The organism is Streptomyces ureilyticus, from assembly GCF_011045025.1.
GTDB classification, from domain to species: domain Bacteria; phylum Actinomycetota; class Actinomycetes; order Streptomycetales; family Streptomycetaceae; genus Streptomyces; species Streptomyces ureilyticus.
Map to the genome: position 1 here is coordinate 1 of NZ_JAAKZX010000188.1, position 18,404 is coordinate 18,404.

An 18,404-nucleotide genomic window follows, 5' to 3' on the forward strand; every position below is an offset into this window, starting at 1 on the left:
TGCGGGGCAGCAGGTGCAGGTCGGCCATGAGGAGCATGTTCTCCTCGCCGGTGATCAGGCCGTCTACGGCGGAGAACTGCCCGGTGACACCGATCGCGGCCCGCACCGCCTGCGGGTCGAGGGCCAGATCGTGGCCGCCGACCCGCAGATCACCGGCGTCAGCGGTGACGAGCGTGGAAAGGATCTTGACGGCGGTGGTCTTGCCGGCGCCGTTCGGACCGAGCAGCGAGAAGATCGTTCCTTCCGGGACGGCCAGGTCGATACCGTCGAGGACCGTCTTGTCCCCGTACGCCTTGCGCAGCCCGTTCGCCGAGATGGCCGGATTGGTCATGATCACAAGCTCCTTTGGAGGCCGCAGGCGGAATCAGAGGCTGCGGGCGGTGATGTCGCCGTGGGTGGTGGTGGCGCGGATGTCGAGTTCGGTGGTGCCGTCGCCCTTGAGGGCGTTACTGATGCGGCCGTAGCCGGTGCCGGCGTCCAGGGCGGCGGAGACTCCGGCCGCGGCGCTGACCGATACGTCGCCCATCTGGGTGCGCAGCACGAGGGTGCCGGAGGTGGCCTCGGCGATCGTGATGTTGCCCTTCTGAGTGCTGATCTCCGCGGAGCCGCCCAGACGGCCGACCGAGATGTCACCGTCGAGGGCCGTGAGGCGGGCGCTCGCGGCTTCGTCGATCTTGACCGAGCGGTAGCCGTCGGCGAAGACGACGTCACCGAGCCGTCCGACGCCGCGGAACTCGGCTGCGGCCGACTTCGCCTCGACGCGGGAGCCGGCGGGCAGTTGGACGGTCACCTCGACCGAGCCGGACGGGCCCACGATCCGGTTCTTCGCCGGCGCCGTGGCCGTGATCCGCAGGGTGCCGTCGGCGTATTCGACCGAGGCCTGCTCGGCCAGCTTCACGTCCCGGCTCTTGGAGGGGTCTGCGGGCCGGACCTCGACCGTGGTGTCAGCCCGGTCGGCGGCGATGATCTGCACCCTCCCGGCCTGGATGTCGAGGACGGCGGCGATCGGGGCGGTGGTGTCGAACTTCTGCATGATGCTCTCCTGTGACTCGTCGTTTCCGATGACAGAAACGCTACGTTGCATTCATAGATCGAGCAACAGACTCGTTGCGAAATATTGCCATCATTGCAGGTAGAAGCCAGGAAATCGTTGCAACGGTTTTCAAGATTAACGCAACGGCGAGCACAGGTTCGTTGCACTGAACTGAAACTGAACGCTATGCTGGGGCCACCACGGAACATGAAGGAGACCGCGATGCCGGGAGGCAGACTCACCCAGCAGGAACGCCAGCAGATCGCGCTGGGGCTGGCCGACGGCCTCGCCTACGCGGAGATCGCCAGACGCCTTGAGCGCCCGACCTCGACGGTCACGCGCGAGGTGATGCGCAACGGCGGCCCCACCGGCTACCGCGCCGACCTCGCCCAGCGCACCGCCGAACGCCGCGCCCACCGGCGCAAGCGGGCCGCACCCCGGGGGGCCGGGGCACCCGAGCAGGCCTACGGGCGCGACACCGAGGCGGTGCGCGAGTACGAGGAGATGTTCACCACCGTCATGATGGCCTCGGGCATGACCGCGATGACGGCCCGCGTGATGGTCTGCCTCACCCTCACCGACTCCGGCAGCCTCACCGCGTCCGAACTGGTCCAACGCCTCCAGGTCAGCCCGGCGTCCATCTCAAAAGCGATCTCGTTCCTCGAGAGCCAGAGCTTCGTCCGCAGGGAACAGGGCGAAGGCCGCCGCGAGCGCTACGTCGTGGACGACGACATCTGGTACGAGACGACGGTGGCCAGCGCCCGATCCCTCGCCCAGGTCGTCGAGACCGCACGGCAGGGCGCCGGCATCCTCGGCCCCGACACCCCGGCCGGCGCCCGCCTCGAGAATGTCGCCCGCTTCCTCGACTTCGTCAGCGAAAGCACCGCCCGCGCCGCGGAACAGGCCCGCGAAATCCTCCACACGAAACCCGAATCGACCTCTTAGAAGGCCGCGTAGCGAATTCGCCGTCCCACTGCGGCGTCTGCGGCCGCGATCATATGCTGACACCAAGGGGTAAGGACGATATGGGGGGCATGCCTGATGAGGGCGGTAAGCAAGGGAACGTCAGTATTGAAGTCGGGGGTCAAGCGGCTCCTGGGACGTGCTGGATTCGACATCGTGCGCAGCACCAACAACCTGGGTGGCGTCGACGACTTCATCCCGTTCGAGGCAACGATGCGGGCCGCACGGGCGGCCGGTCTGTCGGTCGGTGACTACATCGACGAGGTCATGAACGGGACGCCTGGCGCCACCCAGTCCACCATCGATGAACTACGCGATCTCGGCCTCTTCGCCGCCAACCCGAACACGGTGCTGGAGATCGGTCCCGGGTCCGGACGGTACCTGGAGAAGACGCTGAAGGAGTGTTCACCAGACCGCTACGAGATCTACGAGACGGCAGCGCCCTGGGCCAACTACCTGGTGGACACATTCGGCGTGGTCGCCCAACCGACCGCAGGAAGCAGTCTCGCCCCGACACCCGACGGCAGCATCGACCTCGTTCAAGCCCACAAGGTCTTCAACACCGTGCCCTTCCTCGCCGCCTCCCGCTACTTCTTCGAGATGGCACGCGTCACGCGACCCGGTGGCCGGATCGTCTTCGACGTCATGACAGAGACCTGCCTGGACCCGGCCACGGTACGCACCTGGGCCACGCAGGGCGGCGCGGGGCACGACTCCTACCCGGCCGCCATGCCTCGCCAGACCTGCGTGGACCTCTTCGCGACCCTCGGCTGCAGCCTGAAGGCCGGCTTCCTGGCGCCCATGGGCGTCGCCACCACGGAAGTGCTTGTCTTCGGAAAGGCGGCTTGACCCGCAGAAGGCTTTGGAAGACGTCCTAGAACAGCGCGCTGTACGCGTTCAGCGCGGGCTGTCCGCCAAGGTGCGCGTACAGCACCGTGGCATCCCGCCCGATCTCTCCCCGCGACACGAGATCGACGAGCCCGGCCATCGACTTCCCCTCGTACACCGGGTCCGTCACCATCCCCTCGGTGCGCGCGGCGAGTCGCATGGCCTCCAGAGTGGCCTCGTCGGGGATGCCGTACGTGCCCGCGTGGTACCGCTCGTCCAGCTCGACGTCCGACGCGTCCAACTCCTTCTGTACGCCGATGAGTCGGCCGGTGCCTTGCGCGATCCGCGCGATCTGCTCACGGGTGCGGGCGGGCGCGGCCGACCCGTCGATTCCGATGACGCGACGCGCTCGCCCGCCCGCCTCCTCCAGGGCCGCGAACCCGGCGACCATGCCCGCCTGAGTCGACCCGGTCACGGAGCACACGACCACGGTGTCGAAGAAGACGCCCAACTCCCGCTCCTGCTCGGCGACTTCGTACGCCCAGCCGGCGAAACCGAGGCCACCGAGCGGATGGTCGGAGGCCCCGGCAGGAATGGCGTACGGCTTCCCGCCGCCCTCCTCGACCTCCCTGAGCGCCTGCTCCCAGCTCTCCTTGAACCCGATCCCGAACCCGGCCCGTATGAGTCGTACGTCAGCGCCCGCCAGCCGGCTGATCAGGATGTTGCCGACCTTGTCGTACACGGCGTCGGGCCACTCCACCCAACTCTCCTGCACCAGCACGCACTTGAGCCCCGCGCGGGCCGCGACAGCCGCGACCTGCCGGGTGTGATTGGACTGCACGCCGCCGATCGACACGAGCGTGTCGCACCCCTGCGCGAGCGCGTCCGCGACGAGGTACTCCAGCTTGCGCGTCTTGTTCCCGCCGTACGCGATACCGGAGTTGCAGTCCTCGCGCTTGGCCCAGAGGGCGGCGCCGCCGAGGTGCGCGGTGAGCCGTTCCAAGGGGTGCACGGGCGAAGGCCCGAACAGGAGCGGGTAACGCTCGTACGAGGAAAGGGACATGAATCCTCCCAGGATCAGTCGCCGTCGGCGAGGCCTTCGAGTCCTCGCCAGATCTCCGCGGTGACACGGACCGCCTCGTCCACGTCACCGGCCGCGCAGGCCTCGATGAGCTGCTCGTGCAGCCCGGCCGAACGGCAGTTGCCGCCCTCACCGAAGCGCCGTCGCTCCAGCCGGCGGATGAGCGGGGTGTAGCGGGCGATGGTGGCGGCGGCCGCGTGGTTGCCACTGACGCGTACGAGCACGTCGTGCAGTTCGTCGTCGGCGCGCAGGGCGCTGTCCACGTCGCCGGTGCGTACGGCGGCCGAGAACCGCTCGTTGGCCGAGCGCATCGTCTCGACATCCGCGGCGAACAGCCGGGGCACGGCAATCCGCGCGGCCAGCTCGTGCATGGCCCCGACGACGGCCGCCGCGTCCCGTACGTCGGAGGCCACGACCGGGGTCACCCGCGTGTAGCTCTGCGGCTTGCTCTCCAGCAGCCCCTCGTCGACGAGCCGCGAGAAGGCCGCACGCACGGGCGCCCTGGACAGCCCGAGCCGCTCGGCGAGATCGGCGTCACGCACCGCCGCGCCCGGTTCGATGTCCCCGGCCACGATGGCGTCCCTGATCGCTTCGTACGCCCGGTCCCTGAGCAGGGGGCGGGGTACGGGCCCTATGGCGTCCACGACTGAAATGTTAGATGTCAATCTCCGTCGCACACAAGGCTGTTCCTGGAGCGTTGCTCCAGGAGGCGGCCTGAGCCAGGAATCCCCTCCCTGAATGGAGAGGGGAGGATTCAAACGCAAGGAACGGCACGACCGCCGCAGCGTCGGCCGGGCCGGCACCCTCCTCCGCGACCAGGCCACAGCCTGGAAGCTCCCGGAAGAGCTGACGGAAACGGCCGCTCCTGCTCAGCGAGCTGATGACAAACGCGTACCGCCACGCAAAGGTCTCCCCCGGCCGCCAAATCCGAACCCGCTGCGTCCTGAACGCCGGCCACCTCTGCGTATCCGTAACAGACGCGAACGACACGCTCCCGACACTCCCAGAGGCGGCCCCGGACGACGAGTCAGGCCGCGGCCTGCCCCTGGTGGCAACACTGGCAGCCGAGCGCAGAACCCCGCCCCGGCGGCATCGGCAAAACGGTCTGGTTCACACTCCACAGCGGTGTACGGCTCTGAACTCTCGGCGTCCCGTGGGCTGTTGGGCTCGTCCTAGGCTCGGCACATGAAGACCACCGTACGGTCGGCATTCGAGTCCGGCCTCCCAGCACTGCTGACCCTCTACAGCGAGCTGAACCCGGACGATGCTCCCCTGCCCCGGGCGTCAGCGGATGCCATCTGGACAGCGATATCGAAGCAGCAGGGACGGACCATCCTGGTCGCCGAAGTCGATGGCAGCGTGGCCGGAACGGCGGATTGCATCGTCATGCCGAACCTCACCCGCGGCGGCCGGGCCATCCTGTTCGTGGAGAACGTCGTGGTAGCCGACTCCTTCCAACGGCGTGGCGTCGGACGCCGACTGATGGAGGCGGCCGTGCAGCTGGGTGAGTCGGCCGACTGCTACAAGGTGCAGCTACTGGCAGCGGATGACGAATACGTCCACACCTTCTACGCAGCGTGCGGCTTCAAAGCCACGGCACGAGGCTTCCGCCGCTACATCGCATAGGGCCACCGCCAAGCTCCATGCCGACAAAATTGCGTCGAAGCTCACGCTCTTCCTCCCGTTGCTGTCACATAGGGATCGAGGGCCGCGTTCATCGCACTCCGGTCCAGGGGCTCCGATTGGTATTTCCGCCAGGTGGGGCGACCGTCGGGACAGCCCCACGCGGACGCGCACACCACAGGACGTACACGAATCGCGGGCCCATGACCCCTCGCGCAAAAACCGTGAACACACTGAGGGAGGATGCCCTTCAGGCGCTCAAATGAGCGATGAGTGAACACGACGGGGAAAAATACTCACGCGTGGAACCACCATACAGAGCCGACCACAGGGCCTGTCGGCCAACTGCACGTGCCGTCAGGAATGAGGACCCCCGCGCCGACCCGGTCTGCCAGCTCGGTGATGACCTTCCAAACGTCTCCGGCCTGCGGGCGTTCGACACAGATGACGCTTTCGAAGACGGCCACTTCAACCTCACTACCGTCAGCCGCACGGACTTATAGAAGCCAATACTGTAGCCCATTTCGGCAACCCCCACTTGAACACCAACCTGATTCACCTGGTTCGCACATCGAGCTCGCCGGCGAGAAGCGTCAGAAAATCCTGTTCGACCGATCAAACCTGTCGACTGGTAACTACCTCGTCGCGGCACGAACGGCCATCGGACGCATATCGTCGTCCGCAGTATCGGCCTGAAACCCTGCCGATTCGAGAATTCCAATTATTACATCCCGCATGCAGGAAGCACCTTTTACGTGGATCGCCATCGGACGTATGTCATCGTCCTCTTGGAAATTGGTTACGTCGAACCCTGCCGACTGGATGATCTCGATGGTCACCTTCTGCATGTGAGAGCAAACGCCTCCATCGTGGTGGGACACCCGTGCTTGAGGGGCCCCACCGGAAACTAATCCGGCGGGGCCCCTCAATTACATACGTCAGTCCCGTTCCTCATGCGAGTCGCTCAACGTCGAGGAAAGGAGCCGGAGCCGTTCCCGCATCTCCGGTTCCACGATCTCCGAATCAAGCATCTCCCCAAGAATCTTCCCCATGGCCTCGGCGTCGAAATCCGAGCACTGAACCATCTCGATCACCCATGGAACAGCGAGTCGCATCCAATAGGGGCGACCAGATTTCCAGGCTGATCCCACGGTCAGCTCAATGAGCTTCTTAGGGGTTGGCGTTCCACTTTTCGTGAGAAATTCCCCTAGGCGGGAAAACTCGCTGAGACATTCGGAGAAATTCTGCTCCAGGAAGGGCCACATCGGGATGAAGCGTGAACCTTCGAGGGTTGCACGCCCCTCCACTTCGGTGCCTACACCGATCTCGCCGCCAGGCATGACACCAATCCATGCCCCGTCGCCGCGGTAGATTACAGGAACCCATTCTCCCATCTCATCCCCACGGCCTGTAGTCGAAGTCAACGCCATAGTCCTTCAGGAAATCCTCGAACTTCTCACGTGTGGCGTCTGTCCACCTGTGCCCGTAGTGTCCGCTGTTCTCGGTGAATACTAGGCGGCCGTTGTCGCGGAAGATAGTGCCGCCCAGCACCGTCTTCTCGTCGGCGTCAATGGATCGTGCCAGCTGCTCGTGCGGGCTGCCTTCCAGGCCCAGATGTGCCGGGTCTCCCGTGATGAATCTTCCGGTACCCGGTTCAAAGACGAACTCGATTTCAGGCGCAGAAGGATTGAACGCCTTGAGTGCGTCGGCCGACTTGACACCCGGTCCGAGCTCGATCAGGACACAGCTCGGGCCGGCGTTCTGCGCCGTCGCCCTGAGAGGACCGGCCGTCGTGAGCGCTCTGGCGGTGCCTGGCCTGGTTTTGCAGGCAGTGACCCCATCCTCGTAGATATTGACCTGCCGCTCGATCTTGGCAAGCGTCGCCGGGTCCAGGTCCAGGACCTTCAGTGCGTTGAACGCATCGCGTACCCCCACCCCTGTGTGCAGCGCAGCGTCCAGGGCGCGGATCGCCTCGGCGACCTTGCTGAACGCCTTGCTGGGGATGAAGTTGCTCGCTGCCCAGGCACAGCCGCTGGCGTTGCCGTGCCAGCAGTCGACGAAGTCCTGGACCAGGACCGCCTTCAGGATCTTGTAGGTGAGGGTCTGCTGGATGAGATCCAGCTTGCTGAAGTACTCGGTGACTTCCTTCGTCAGGCCCTTGAAGGGCTTGGCATCGAGAAACACCGTGTCCCGCGGCGGGCAGCCGGAAGCCGTGGCCGGCACTTCGGGGTTGGTGCACAGGTAGAAGTCGACCATCACATCGAATGTCACTGTGAACGTGACAGTGCAGCCTTCAAAGCCAACCTCGATGACGCAAGGGTTCTCCTGCTTGGCGTCGGTGATCTTGAGGCTGTCCTCGTCGACGACGTACCACGTGTCCCCGATCCCTGTGCCCGCGCCGCTGGCCACTTGCTTGTTGGCCTCCTTGCGTGCGGCGGACTCCGCAGCTCGCTGCGCTTCCTCGGCGTACTTGTGGGCGTCCTTGGCGGCCTGTTCGGCCTCGGTCGCCGCGGTGTCGGCGCGGTCGGCCGCCGCGCGGGCGTCCTTGGCCGCTTGTTCGGCCTCCGAGGCAGCCGTGCGGGCGGCGGAGGCATCGAGCGCTGCCTGATCGGCGGAGTCGCGGGCGTCCATGGCGTAGCCCTCGGCGCGACCCGCGGCCTTGTTCGCGGCGGCTGCGTCTTCCGTGGCCTGGCGGTCGTATTCGACAGTGCGGGCCAGTGACGCGGTGGCCTTGGAGGCGGCTGTGGCTGCGTCGGCCGCGAAGCCGAGAGCCTCCTTCGCGTAGGTGCGTGCGTTCGACGCATGCGCGGCGGCATTGGCGGCGTGCTGGTAGGCGGCCTTCGCTTCGCCCTGCGTCGCCTGGGCGAGGGCAATTGCGGTGGCGGCTTCTTCCTGCGCGTTCTTGGCGTGGGCGTCGGCGACGGCCTTCTGCTGTTCAGCGATCGTTTTCGACGCCTGTCCCGTCAGCACCACCAGACCTGCGGCCGAGTCCGTGGTGACGTACGGGGAGCCGAGCTGGATCGCGTCGTTCGCCGGTTTGGCGACCTGGGCGGCGGCGTTGCCGGCGTCCACGGCGGCCTGGGCGGTGACATGGGCGAAGCCCGCGGCCTTCGCCGATGCCGCAAGAGCCTTGGCGACCTCCTTCTTCGCCTGGTCCGCATGCCCCTTGGCGGTCTTGGCCTTCTGTTCCGCCTCATCGGCCAGTTCGACGGCCGTCTTCGCCTCGGCTGCGGCATGCTTCGCGGCTGCGATGGCGTCCGCTGCGGCGCTGGTCGCGGACTTCACCGCGGCGTCAGCCTTCAGTTTCGCGGCCTGGGCGCTGTCGGCGTGGGCGCGGGCCCGCTTCGCCGCCGCTTCGGCGCGAGTGGCTGCGGCGTCCGCGTCCGCTGCTGCCTTCGTCGCGGCGTCGGCCTCGGAACGGGCCTTCGTGGCAGCCGCCTCGGCGTCGTCCGCGTGCCCGTCCGCTGCGTTGGCGGCCGCCCTGGACTCCTTGGCATTGGCGTCCGAGATGTGGGCCTGTGCATAGGCCCCCTTCGCGTCCGCCTTGGCGCGGGCGGCGTCGGCTTTCTGCTCCGCGTCCCAGGCGTCGTCCCTCTTGGCCTTGGCGTTGTCGCGGGCCTTGATCGCGTCGTTCTTCTTCGCGACAGCGGTGCTCTCGGCGGTTTCGGCCTTTCCTTTGGCCTCCTTCGCCTTCGTCGCTTCGGTCTCGGCGTTCTGTTTGTGCTTGGCTGCCTCGGCCTGCTTGGCTGCGGCGGTCTCCTTCTCCGCCTTCGCCGTCTTCTCCTCGGCTTCCGCCGCGAGCCGCTTGGCATGGGCGTCGGCGGCAGCCGCCTTCGCTTCACCCTCGGCCTTCAGGGTCTCGGCAAGCTTGGCCTCGGCGGTCTCCTTGTCCTTCTTCGCGTTGTCGCGGTGCACCTTCGCGGCGTCGGCGGCCGCCTTCGCCTGCAACTCGGCCGCGTGCGCGGCTTTCTTACGGAACTCCGCCTTGACCTGCGCGGCCTGAGCCAGCGCACGCTGCGCGATGGTCTGGCTGTCGCCGCCGGAGGCGCGGGTGGCGGCCTCGGCGGTCTCACCGGCCTTCACCATCGCCTCAAGGGCGGCAGCAGCACCTTGAGTGACCTGCGCCTTCTGCTGACCCACCAGCAGACCGCGGCCCCGAGGAGCGCCGTTGCCGTCCGCGACGGCGTAGGCGGCCTGCTCGGCGGTGCCCGTGTCAGTGGCGGCCTTCTTCGCGGCGGCAGCCTGCGCCTTGACGACGGCGAGCTGCTTCTTCGCCGCTGCCTGCGCGCCTGCGATGCCCTTCTTGGCCTTGTCGAACTGCGCCTTCGGCGGAACGGTGCCCTTGTTGCCGGACGGCTTGATGTCGAACTGCTGCGGGCCAGTGCCGTTGCACTCCCACAGCCACGAGTTGTGGCCGTTGGTGTACTCGTGCAGGTCCAGGCACTTGCCCGTGCCGACGTTCTTCAGGCTCGTCGTCGCGCGCAGGTTGTACTCCCACGTCTGCGCCGGAGAGCTGTTGCACGTCCAGATCTGGATCTTCGTGCCGTTCGTCGGGTCGTTGTTGGACACGTCGAGGCACTTCTGGGAATTGACGTTCTGCAGGTGCAGGCCCTTGTCGTCGCCGTACACCTGCCACCTCTGCGCTGCCGTGCCGTTGCAGGTGAACAGCTGGACCGGTGTGCCGCCGGCTGTTCCGCTGCTCTGGACGTCGAGGCACTTCCCCTTCGCCGCGTGCACCTCGATCACCGCGGGCGCGTCGCCGACCCACCCGACGCCGCCCGAGGACCAGTAGTCCTGCCAGCGGGCGAGGTGGTCGGCGGTCCACGAGTGACCGAGCAGGTCCCCGAGCGCCTTGGCGCCGGTCGCCAAGGCCTTGGTGGCGTCCTTGTTCGCGTTCAGGATCTGATTTCGCTGCGCGGCCTGAGAGCTGATCTCCCGCTGCCACTCGGTGGCGGCGGCGGTGGCGATGTCGCCCAGCACCTTGCTCGGGTCGATCGGGTCACGCCATGCGCAGGCGGCGAACCGGGTCTTCAGGTCCTCGACCGCGATGCGGTACTCCGCCGTGTCCGGCTGCGGGGCGGTGCGGGGGAATCCCCCGGAAGCCAGGAAGATACGGGCGTTGTCCGCGCCCGCGTTCTCCCCCGGGGCCCCGTGCAGCCGCTGGAACGCTGACCGCTCGGCTAAGGCACGGTTCCACTCGTCCGAAGGAAGACCCGTGTCCGGGGCTGTCCCGTAGAGAGGTGTGCCCAGGTCATCGACGGCCTTCAGGGTCCTCTCGTCCGCCCTGGGGGTGGGGTCTTCGTAGAAGTCGCTCTCGTTCTTCCAGAACCGGTCGGCGGTCCACTGCGTCAGACCCGTCTGGCCGTAGAAGTCGTCCTTGCCGTCACCCTGCGAGCCCGGAGGCCATTGAAAGGAGGCGTCGGTGAAGCCGGCCGGGGTCGTCAGACCGTCGAGGGGCTTCTGCCATCCGTTGCGGAGAGCGTGAAGGGCGCTGAGTTCCTTGCCTGCCGCGTCCCGGTCCTTCTGGTACGCCTGAGCCAGCGGGGTGTTCTCCCAGTGCTCCCGGTCGGCCAGAGCATGGAGCTTGTCCGGGGTCTGGTTGAGACCGTCCTGCGCGGTCGCCGCCATGGACGGTCCACCCAGGCGCAGGACGTCGGCCATCAGGCACTGGTCCTGCCGCAACTGCTCGGCGGCCGTGTCCTCATGCCAGTCGTAGGAGTCGCCAGCCGGAGTGGCCCCCTCTCCGGCGAGGCGGTCGAGCAGATCCGGACGGACGGCCAGGCCGAAGAGTACGGCCAGGGCCAGGACAGCCGTGATGACGGATGTGAGGAATCCGAATCTTCGTGTTCTGGGTATGACAAACCCCGTTCCAGGGCGCAACAGAGCATCCATTCATCGCAGAGGGAGGCGGGCGGGGGTGCCCGTCCGAGTAGGCGAAGGCGATGCGTGAAGCTCGGCCCTCCGCCCCGGTACGGAGACCGGAGCAGAGGAGCCGTGTCCCTCCCCGTGACGACGCTGTTCCCCGGCCGCCAGTTGGTGTGCGTGCGCCGTGGCGGAGCGGTCAAGGTCCACCAGGGGGCGCGCGGCGATCACCATAGCCACAGGTCAACGGGTCGAAACAAGAGGTGACTTCGGAGTCAGGAGTGGCGTGGCGCGAAAGCGCCCACAAGGCAGCACCCGATCCGGAAGACACAAATCCAGTGATCAGATTGGGGATTGATTGTGTGAGCCCTGTGAAGGCGACGAATGTCAAAGGGCCAACCTGGGTCAGAAGTTGACCGGAAATACCCCACCGGCACCAAGGCCTGTACGGCGGCACACGCAGTCCCGCACCAGCGGGTGGCCCGCACCGAAGCGCGGACCACACCCCAGTGATGGGGGCTGCGTATGGGTGAACGCGGCGATCGATACGATGCCGCAGCTCACCGCAGTTCAATGCCGTACGCACCACGGGGGATCGTCGTGTTCGGAATCGTCAGGCCCTGCCGTCACCGGCTCGGAGAGAGTCTCAAAGCCCAGTGGATGGCGCATTTGTGCGGGCTGTGCCTGGCGCTGCGCAAGGACCACGGACAGTTCGCGAGGGTCGTCACGAACTATGACGGCTTGCTGATATCGGTTCTGACGGAGGCTCAGGCCGAGAAGGAGGGCGGCGGGCGGCGCACGGCGGGACCGTGTCCGCTGCGCGGAATGCGTAGCGCGTCCGTCGCGCACGGTGAGGGGGCGCGGCTCGCGGCCGCCGTCTCGCTGGTGCTCGCCTCCGCCAAGGTGCGCGACCATGTCGCCGACAAGGACGGGCTGCTGGCCAGCAAGCCGGTGGCGCTCGCCGCGCGCCGGGTCGCCGCGAGCTGGGGCCGGGCCGGGCCGGGGAGCGGACCGGCTCGGACGTCGGCTTCGACACCGCCCTGCTCGTCGACGCCGTGGACCGGCAGGTCGGCATCGAGGCACTCGCCGGGCTCGGAACGCCCCTTCTCACGGTCACCGAACCGACCGAGACCGCGACCGCCGCCGCCTTCGCCCACACCGCGGTCCTCGCCGGACGGCCGGGCAACGCGGAACCGCTCGCCGAGGCCGGGCGGCTCTTCGGGCGGCTCGCGCATCTCCTGGACGCCGTGGAGGACAAGGAGGCTGACGCCGCGTCGGGCGCCTGGAACCCGCTCACCGCGACCGGGACGCCGCTCACGGAGGCCCGGCGGCTCGCCGACGACGCCGTGCACGGGATACGGCTCGCGCTGCGGGAGGCCGACTTCACGGACCCGAAGCTCGCACACCGGCTGCTCGTGCACGAGCTGCGCACCTCCGTGGACCGGGCCTTCGGCACCGCCGGCTGCGCGCACGGAGCCGCGCCGACGGGAGTGATGCCGGGCGGCCCGTACACCCCGCCCGGCGGACCGTGGGCGCCGCTGCCCCCGGAGCCGCCCCGCCGCGACCGGCGCGGGCTGCTCGCCGGGTGCGCGGTGTGGATGGGGCTCGCCTGTACCTGCCAGATGTGCTGCGGAGAGTTCGAAGACCCGTGGAGCCGGGAACGCCGGGAAGGACTGTGCCCCAACGCCGACTGCAGCGGCTGCGGTGACTGCTGCAGCTGCTGTGAGTGCTGCGGGAACTGTTGCGGCGACGACGGCTGCGGCTGCGACGGGTGCGACTGCAGCTGCTGAGCCGCTCCCGGTCAGCCCTTGAGCTCCGGCGGCGAGATCTGCGAGGTCGCGATCACCGAACCTGACCCCCGCCTCCTCACCGTCTTCGGCGCGGCCTGCGGCCTTGTCCGCGGCGGCTGCGCGACCGCTTCGGCGCCGCATGGGCTGTTGGGCTCGTCCTAGGCTCGGCGCATGATGATCACCGTACGGTCGGCATCCGAGTCGGCGAGACGTGGCCAGTAGCGCCCGTCTCCGCTCCACCGATGAGTTCTTGCGGGCCGTCGGGTCAGTACGGGCATGACTTCTATGAACAACCCGCCGGTCGTCTCCCGCACGGAGTGGCTGGCCGCGATCGACACCCTGCGCGCCCGGGAGAAGGCGCACACTCGGGAGGGCGACGCGATCGCGGCCGCACGGCGACGGCTGCCCATGACCGAGGTCGACCCGTCGACTCCGCTCGTCGGAGGCAACGGAGCCGTCCCTCTGATCGACGTCTTCGAGGGGCGCACCCAGCTGTTCGCGTCGTATCACATGTGGCACGACGGCCGCCCCGCCGCCGAGCAGTGCGAGGGCTGCACCTTCTTCACCGGCCAGGTCCGCGAACTGTCCTATCTGCACCAGCGTGATGTCACCTTCGCCGCTTTCTGCCAGGGCCCCTACGAGGAGTCCGACCGCTACCGCCGCTTCATGGGCTGGGACATGCCCTGGTACTCCGTACCCGCCGAGTCCCACCAACGACTCCTCGCCGGCCGCCACTTCGGCATGAAGGCGTGCTATCTCCGCGACGGGGACCGCGTATACGAGACGTACTGGACCACCGGCCGCGGCGTCGAACCTATGGCGCCCTCCTACGGCGTCCTCGACATGACCGTCTACGGGCGGCAGGAGACCTGGGAGGACTCCCCGTCCGACTGGCCGCAGCCGTACGAGACGCTCGGCCAGCAGTTCCGCAAGGACGGGCGCCCGACCGCGCAATGGGCGCGGATCGCCGCCGGTCACGACGACGACCTCCACAGCGGACAGCCCAGCACCGGCACGGGCGGCTCAGGCTGCTGCTCGTGAACCCGAGCCCAACGGCCGTCGCGGCGGCGTGGTCGGGGCCGCCCCCCAGTGATGGTGTGCGCCTGCTCCTGGGGCGATGACACAGTCGACGCCGCGGATTCGATCGCGGACGGCGGCACACGCAGACCGCACAAGCGTGTGGCCCGCACCAAAGTGCGGGCCACACCCCTTACCGCTCGGACGCAGTTCATCGCCCTCTCGAACATTGATCGCGTCACCCAGGCGCTACTCCGCCCGGTCGACAGCGACCTTCGCAAAGGCCTCCAGGACGGTCGACCACCCGCCTCCGCCCGTGATCCCGTCCCGCAGGGCCTGGCCCTCGACGAGGCGGTCGAGGTGGCGGTGTTCCAGTTCGACGGCGGTCTGGTCCGGGCCGTCGGCTGTGAAGCGGAGTTCGATTTCGCTGGCGTGGTCGGGGTCGGGGTCGTACTGCCAGTGGCCGTTGATCTGCCAGGTCACGACGAGCCGATGCGGCGGGTCCCAGGCCAGGACACGGCCCCAGTCGCATTCGGTGCCGTCGACGCCGCGCTCGTACCAGCGGCCGCCCTCGCGTGGCTCCAAGATGGCCTCGGCCATCTCCACTTGGCCGATGTGGTAGTCGCTCGGCCACCAGTCGCCGAACGACTCGGTGAAGACGCGAAACGCCCGCTCTACGGGCACGTTGACGGTGATCTTTCCTTGCAGGGGTGCAACGGTCATCACGGAACTTCCTCTTCGGGGTCGTCCGGGGCGGCCTCCGCGGCCTTCTGAAAAGCGGTGAGGGCGTCGTTCCACACGCCGTCCAGCCAGGCCCGCAGCCCGGCCACGCCCTCGGGGTTGAGCCGGTACACGCGGCGCGTTCCTTCGGCGTGAGAGACCACCAGGCCGCCGTCTTTGAGAACCCGCAGATGCTGGGACACCGCCGGCCGGCTGACCGGCAACCGCTCAGCCAGCTCACCCACCGAAGAGGGGCGGCGAGCCAGGATCTCGAAGATCGCACGCCGGGTCGGATCCCCGAGAAGCCCCAGCCCGCCATCTCCGTAAGTCTCCACGAACGGTAAGCATAGACTTACGGATGTCTTGCGGCAACCAGTCGGACAGCATGGCCAAGGCCAGGCACCATCCGGAACGTCACGTCCGGCAGCAGGACTACTCGGCACCTGGGTCGTGCTGGACATCAAGCCCCGCGGCGGCCAGGCCGCACACGTGTCGGGCCGCACCAGCAGCTGTCAGACATCGTCAACGGCTTCCCGCCCGTACTCCCGGCTCGGGGTTAGCACCACCTCTTCCCCCCAGGGACTTCCCCCCAAGCAATCACCCATGCTGGGCGCGCACACGGAAGGGGTTTGACAACGGCCGTCGTCAAACCCCTTCCGTGTGCGCGCGGGCGGTCGGCAATTCCGGTCGCGCGGTGGCGTCGATGGGATACCCTGTCCGGGATTTCGTGCGGCAGGTTCTCTGCCGCCCCGCTCGGCGCGCTCGGCGTCGACACGCACCGCGTGCCCTGCCCGGAAGGAGGCGAGAGACATGGACCGTGCCGAATGCGTTGCGGCCATAGTTGCCTCCGGCCGTGTGCCCTCCCTCCTCTGCGGCGCGCGGTAACTCTTCCCCCCTTCTTGTTCTTGTCTTCGGCATCTTCCTGAGACGCCGCGTCACGAGATGTCCTGGCCTGCGCGGTTCGTCGCCGCGCGGGCCGCGGGGGCGCGTGCCCGAAGACGGGCCCTTCTTTTGCTGGTCACCGTGATCTCGGCACTCTCCGCCTCACGACCAGCAAGAGCGCCGGCGTGAGTGACACGCAGCTGGTGAGGCAGGCCCCGGGTGCTGTCCGCGGTTCCCGCTGCCCCACCGCCATGCCGTGTCCCCGTGCTGCGTACACCGGCCCGTCGTCACCACTGCGACCGTCCCTGGCCGGCTGTCTCGACAGCACTTCGACACGAAACGTGCGTGATCGCCATGAGCAAGAAACGTCCCGGAGGGGAATCCCTCCCGTCCGCCCCTTCCACGGCCACCGATCCTTCCCCGGACCGCGAGGTTCCCGCCACGACTCCGGCACCGGCACCGGCACCGGATCCGAAGCGCTGGTGGGCGCTGGCCGTCATCGCTCTCGCCCAGCTGATGGTGATCCTTGACGGCACCATCGTGAACATCGCGCTGCCCTCCGCCCAGCGCGCTCTCGGCATGTCGGACGCCGACCGGCAGTGGGTGATCACCGCCTACACGCTGGCCTTCGGCGGGCTGCTGCTGCTCGGCGGCCGGATCGCCGATCTGGTGGGCCGCAAGCGCACCTTCGTCATCGGCCTGGCCGGGTTCGCCGCGGCCTCCGCGCTGGGCGGCGCGGCGGCCGGTCCCGGGATGCTGTTCGCGGCGCGGGCCCTGCAAGGTGCGTTCGCGGCGGTCCTGGCGCCCTCGGCCCTGTCGCTGCTGACGACGACGTTCACCGACCCCAAGGAGCGGGCCAGGGCGTTCGGGGTCTACGGTGCGCTGGCCGGCGGCGGCAGCGCGGTCGGGCTGATCGTGGGCGGTCTGCTGACCGAGTACCTGAACTGGCGCTGGTCCCTGTACGTCAACGTGCCCATCGCGCTGGCCGCCCTGCTCGGCGCAGCGGCCTTCCTGCGCGACCGCTCCGGCCGCCGTGGCGGGCACCTGGACGTGCCGGGCGCGCTGCTGGGCTGCGGCGGGCTCGTCGCCCTCGTGTACGGCTTCAGCGAGGCCGAACCTCGCGGCTGGACCAGCCCGTCGGTGCTCACGCCGCTCATGGCCGGCGTGATCTTGCTCGCCGCCTTCGTGTGGTGGCAGAGCCGCGCGGCGAGCCCGCTGCTGCCGCTGCGCATCGTCAAGGACCGTGTCCGGGCCGGATCGCTCGCGACGATGGGCTTGGCCACCATCGGCATGTTCGGCGTCTTCCTGTTCCTGACGTACTACCTGCAGGTCGTCCTCGGCTACCCGCCGGTGCGAACGGGCCTGGCCTTCGTGCCGATTTCGGCCGGTATCGTCATCGGCGCGACCCAGATCGCGGCCCGCCTGCTGCCGCGCACGGCGCCGCGGACCTTGATGTCGTCCGGCATGGTGCTGGCCGCCGTGGGCATGGTGCTGCTCAGCAGCCTGACCGTGCATGCGCAATACGTCCCGCACGTGCTGCCCGCCCTGCTGCTGCTCGGTCTGGGCATGGGCCTGACCTTCATGCCGGTCTACGCGACGGCCACCGTCGGCGTGCCCGCGCAGGACGCCGGTGTGGCCTCGGCTGTCCTCAACACCGTTCAGCAGATGGGCGCTTCGCTGGGCACCGTACTGCTCAACACCATCGCCACCGGCGCCACCAGCCGTTACGTCCACTCGCACTTGCACGATCCGGCCCACGGCGGCGCGACCCTCAACGAAGGCATGGTGCACGGCTTCTCCGTCGCCTACTGGTGCTCGGCGGGCGTCCTGCTGCTCGCCGCCCTGGTAGCGGGCCTCACCGTACGGCACAAGACGCCCAAGCACGCCGGAAACGACGCACCGGCCTAGCGAGCCGGGCTCGTGTCCCGCCACCGTCCTCACCCCTCGAAGGATCCTCCATGAAACCCCTGACCGAGCACGACATCCGTACCTCGTTCGTCAACTGCTCGAAGGGCGAGGCCAAACGCCTCCCCCTGCCCAAGAACCTGGCGGATCTCGACCACTGGGACGACCTGGACTTCCTGGGCTGGTTCGATCTGTCCGCGCCCGATCGCAAGTATCTCGTCGTCGAACGCGCCGATGAACTCGTCGGTCTGTCCCTGCGCTCCGCTTCCGGCAACCGCGGCTTCCTGCGCCGCAGCATGTGCTCGCTGTGCCTGACCACGCATCCCGGCAGCGGCGTCTCCCTCATGACCGCTCCCAAGGCAGGCCCGGCCGGCCGCGAAGGCAACTCGGTGGGCCTCTACATCTGCGCCGACCTGGACTGCTCGTTGTACGTACGGGGCAAGAAGAAGGCGGCACCGGGCGGGCGCATGGAGGAGCACCTCACCGTCGAGCAGCAGATCGAGCGCCTGCGCGGCAACCTCGACGCGTTCGTGGAGCGGGTCTTCCACTGAGGCAATGAGTTCCCAGAGCCTTAGGGCCCGTAAAGAATCAACACGTTGCTTCCCGGTCTTGCTGTCGTTGGTGTGGTATGCCCATATCGAACGAGGTTCGTGACCAACTTGCCCTGAAACTCGGGGTGTTGTTGCCTCATCTGAATGAG

General features: G+C 68.0%; 17 protein-coding genes and 1 pseudogene. 9 read left to right on the top strand and 9 right to left on the bottom strand.

What is annotated here, in order from left to right:
- Positions 1-331: ATP-binding cassette domain-containing protein (locus G6048_RS37480; protein WP_165344058.1), on the bottom strand; the 331-nt coding region annotated here is incomplete at its 3' end.
- Between the two features lie 33 nt (positions 332-364).
- Positions 365-1,033 carry a DUF4097 family beta strand repeat-containing protein gene (locus G6048_RS37485; RefSeq protein ID WP_165344059.1) on the bottom strand — a complete coding sequence of 223 codons (669 nt, stop codon included), beginning with the start codon at positions 1,031-1,033 and terminating at the stop codon, positions 365-367.
- A 222-nt stretch (positions 1,034-1,255) separates the two neighbouring features.
- On the opposite strand from G6048_RS37485, the gene G6048_RS37490 reads away from it, so the two are divergent.
- Positions 1,256-1,978 (top strand): GbsR/MarR family transcriptional regulator, encoded by a 723-nt coding sequence (locus tag G6048_RS37490; protein ID WP_165344060.1) that lies wholly within the window; start codon positions 1,256-1,258, stop codon positions 1,976-1,978.
- A gap of 96 nt (positions 1,979-2,074) precedes the next feature.
- Positions 2,075-2,845, top strand: a complete 771-nt coding sequence (locus tag G6048_RS37495) for a methyltransferase domain-containing protein (protein WP_165344061.1) — start codon at positions 2,075-2,077, stop codon at positions 2,843-2,845.
- A 25-nt stretch (positions 2,846-2,870) separates the two neighbouring features.
- Here G6048_RS37495 and G6048_RS37500 read toward each other — a convergent pair whose 3' ends face one another.
- Positions 2,871-3,887 carry a 1-aminocyclopropane-1-carboxylate deaminase gene (locus G6048_RS37500; protein ID WP_165344062.1) on the bottom strand — a complete coding sequence of 339 codons (1,017 nt, stop codon included), beginning with the start codon at positions 3,885-3,887 and terminating at the stop codon, positions 2,871-2,873.
- 14 nt (positions 3,888-3,901) lie between these two features.
- Entirely contained in the window at positions 3,902-4,549 is a 648-nt protein-coding gene (locus tag G6048_RS37505) for a GntR family transcriptional regulator (protein WP_165344063.1), read from the bottom strand.
- A 236-nt stretch (positions 4,550-4,785) separates the two neighbouring features.
- Between G6048_RS37505 and G6048_RS50355 the strand changes: the two genes are divergently transcribed.
- Both G6048_RS50355 and G6048_RS37515 read left to right on the top strand, forming a co-directional pair.
- Complete coding sequence (locus G6048_RS50355; protein WP_235990873.1) at positions 4,786-5,094, top strand: ATP-binding protein; 309 nt, start codon at positions 4,786-4,788, stop codon at positions 5,092-5,094.
- Complete coding sequence (locus tag G6048_RS37515; protein ID WP_165344064.1) at positions 5,091-5,531, top strand: GNAT family N-acetyltransferase; 441 nt, start codon at positions 5,091-5,093, stop codon at positions 5,529-5,531. Before G6048_RS50355 ends, G6048_RS37515 begins: the two co-directional genes overlap by 4 nt.
- A gap of 632 nt (positions 5,532-6,163) precedes the next feature.
- Here G6048_RS37515 and G6048_RS37520 read toward each other — a convergent pair.
- From G6048_RS37520 to G6048_RS37530, 3 genes are all read right to left on the bottom strand, one after another.
- On the bottom strand, positions 6,164-6,376 hold the full coding sequence (locus G6048_RS37520) for a hypothetical protein (protein WP_165344065.1): 213 nt from the start codon (positions 6,374-6,376) through the stop codon (positions 6,164-6,166).
- A gap of 90 nt (positions 6,377-6,466) precedes the next feature.
- Complete coding sequence (locus G6048_RS37525; RefSeq protein ID WP_165344066.1) at positions 6,467-6,868, bottom strand: hypothetical protein; 402 nt, start codon at positions 6,866-6,868, stop codon at positions 6,467-6,469.
- A gap of 55 nt (positions 6,869-6,923) precedes the next feature.
- Entirely contained in the window at positions 6,924-11,189 is a 4,266-nt protein-coding gene (locus G6048_RS37530) for an RICIN domain-containing protein (RefSeq protein WP_235990874.1), read from the bottom strand.
- 801 nt (positions 11,190-11,990) lie between these two features.
- Between G6048_RS37530 and G6048_RS37535 the strand changes: the two are divergent.
- The 3 genes and pseudogenes from G6048_RS37535 (at position 11,991) to G6048_RS37545 (ending at position 14,221) form a co-directional block, all read left to right on the top strand.
- A pseudogene (locus tag G6048_RS37535) lies at positions 11,991-13,180 on the top strand (DUF5685 family protein).
- Between the two features lie 18 nt (positions 13,181-13,198).
- Positions 13,199-13,342 (top strand): hypothetical protein, encoded by a 144-nt coding sequence (locus G6048_RS37540; protein WP_165344068.1) that lies wholly within the window; start codon positions 13,199-13,201, stop codon positions 13,340-13,342.
- A gap of 114 nt (positions 13,343-13,456) precedes the next feature.
- Positions 13,457-14,221 (top strand): DUF899 domain-containing protein, encoded by a 765-nt coding sequence (locus G6048_RS37545; RefSeq protein ID WP_165344069.1) that lies wholly within the window; start codon positions 13,457-13,459, stop codon positions 14,219-14,221.
- 225 nt (positions 14,222-14,446) lie between these two features.
- Here the strand turns inward: G6048_RS37545 and G6048_RS37550 are convergent, their stop codons facing one another.
- A complete protein-coding gene (locus G6048_RS37550) occupies positions 14,447-14,920 on the bottom strand; it encodes an SRPBCC family protein (RefSeq protein ID WP_165344070.1) in 474 nt (157 codons plus the stop codon).
- Positions 14,920-15,252, bottom strand: coding sequence for an ArsR/SmtB family transcription factor (locus G6048_RS37555; RefSeq protein ID WP_328828129.1), 333 nt, complete (start codon positions 15,250-15,252; stop codon positions 14,920-14,922). The genes G6048_RS37550 and G6048_RS37555 overlap by 1 nt, the downstream gene beginning before the upstream one ends.
- A 901-nt stretch (positions 15,253-16,153) precedes the next feature.
- Between G6048_RS37555 and G6048_RS37560 the strand changes: the two genes are divergently transcribed.
- Both G6048_RS37560 and G6048_RS37565 read left to right on the top strand, forming a co-directional pair.
- Complete coding sequence (locus G6048_RS37560; protein WP_206342611.1) at positions 16,154-17,707, top strand: MFS transporter; 1,554 nt, start codon at positions 16,154-16,156, stop codon at positions 17,705-17,707.
- 50 nt (positions 17,708-17,757) lie between these two features.
- Positions 17,758-18,255 (top strand): FBP domain-containing protein, encoded by a 498-nt coding sequence (locus tag G6048_RS37565; protein ID WP_165344072.1) that lies wholly within the window; start codon positions 17,758-17,760, stop codon positions 18,253-18,255.
- Positions 18,256-18,404 lie beyond the last annotated feature (149 nt).

What these genes read in the sequence shown, in the direction of transcription:
- G6048_RS37485 (WP_165344059.1), bottom strand. Translation starts at nt 1,033, where the DNA reads ATGCAGAAGTTCGACACCACCGCCCCGATCGCCGCCGTCCTCGACATC.
- G6048_RS37500 (WP_165344062.1), bottom strand. Translation starts at nt 3,887, where the DNA reads ATGTCCCTTTCCTCGTACGAGCGTTACCCGCTCCTGTTCGGGCCTTCG.
- G6048_RS37495 (WP_165344061.1), top strand. Translation starts at nt 2,075, where the DNA reads ATGAGGGCGGTAAGCAAGGGAACGTCAGTATTGAAGTCGGGGGTCAAG.
- G6048_RS50355 (WP_235990873.1), top strand. Translation starts at nt 4,786, where the DNA reads ATGACAAACGCGTACCGCCACGCAAAGGTCTCCCCCGGCCGCCAAATC.
- G6048_RS37550 (WP_165344070.1), bottom strand. Translation starts at nt 14,920, where the DNA reads ATGACCGTTGCACCCCTGCAAGGAAAGATCACCGTCAACGTGCCCGTA.
- G6048_RS37515 (WP_165344064.1), top strand. Translation starts at nt 5,091, where the DNA reads ATGAAGACCACCGTACGGTCGGCATTCGAGTCCGGCCTCCCAGCACTG.
- G6048_RS37560 (WP_206342611.1), top strand. Translation starts at nt 16,154, where the DNA reads ATGAGCAAGAAACGTCCCGGAGGGGAATCCCTCCCGTCCGCCCCTTCC.
- G6048_RS37565 (WP_165344072.1), top strand. Translation starts at nt 17,758, where the DNA reads ATGAAACCCCTGACCGAGCACGACATCCGTACCTCGTTCGTCAACTGC.
- G6048_RS37520 (WP_165344065.1), bottom strand. Translation starts at nt 6,376, where the DNA reads ATGCAGAAGGTGACCATCGAGATCATCCAGTCGGCAGGGTTCGACGTA.
- G6048_RS37545 (WP_165344069.1), top strand. Translation starts at nt 13,457, where the DNA reads ATGACTTCTATGAACAACCCGCCGGTCGTCTCCCGCACGGAGTGGCTG.
- G6048_RS37530 (WP_235990874.1), bottom strand. Translation starts at nt 11,189, where the DNA reads ATGGCCGACGTCCTGCGCCTGGGTGGACCGTCCATGGCGGCGACCGCG.
- G6048_RS37490 (WP_165344060.1), top strand. Translation starts at nt 1,256, where the DNA reads ATGCCGGGAGGCAGACTCACCCAGCAGGAACGCCAGCAGATCGCGCTG.
- G6048_RS37525 (WP_165344066.1), bottom strand. Translation starts at nt 6,868, where the DNA reads ATGCCTGGCGGCGAGATCGGTGTAGGCACCGAAGTGGAGGGGCGTGCA.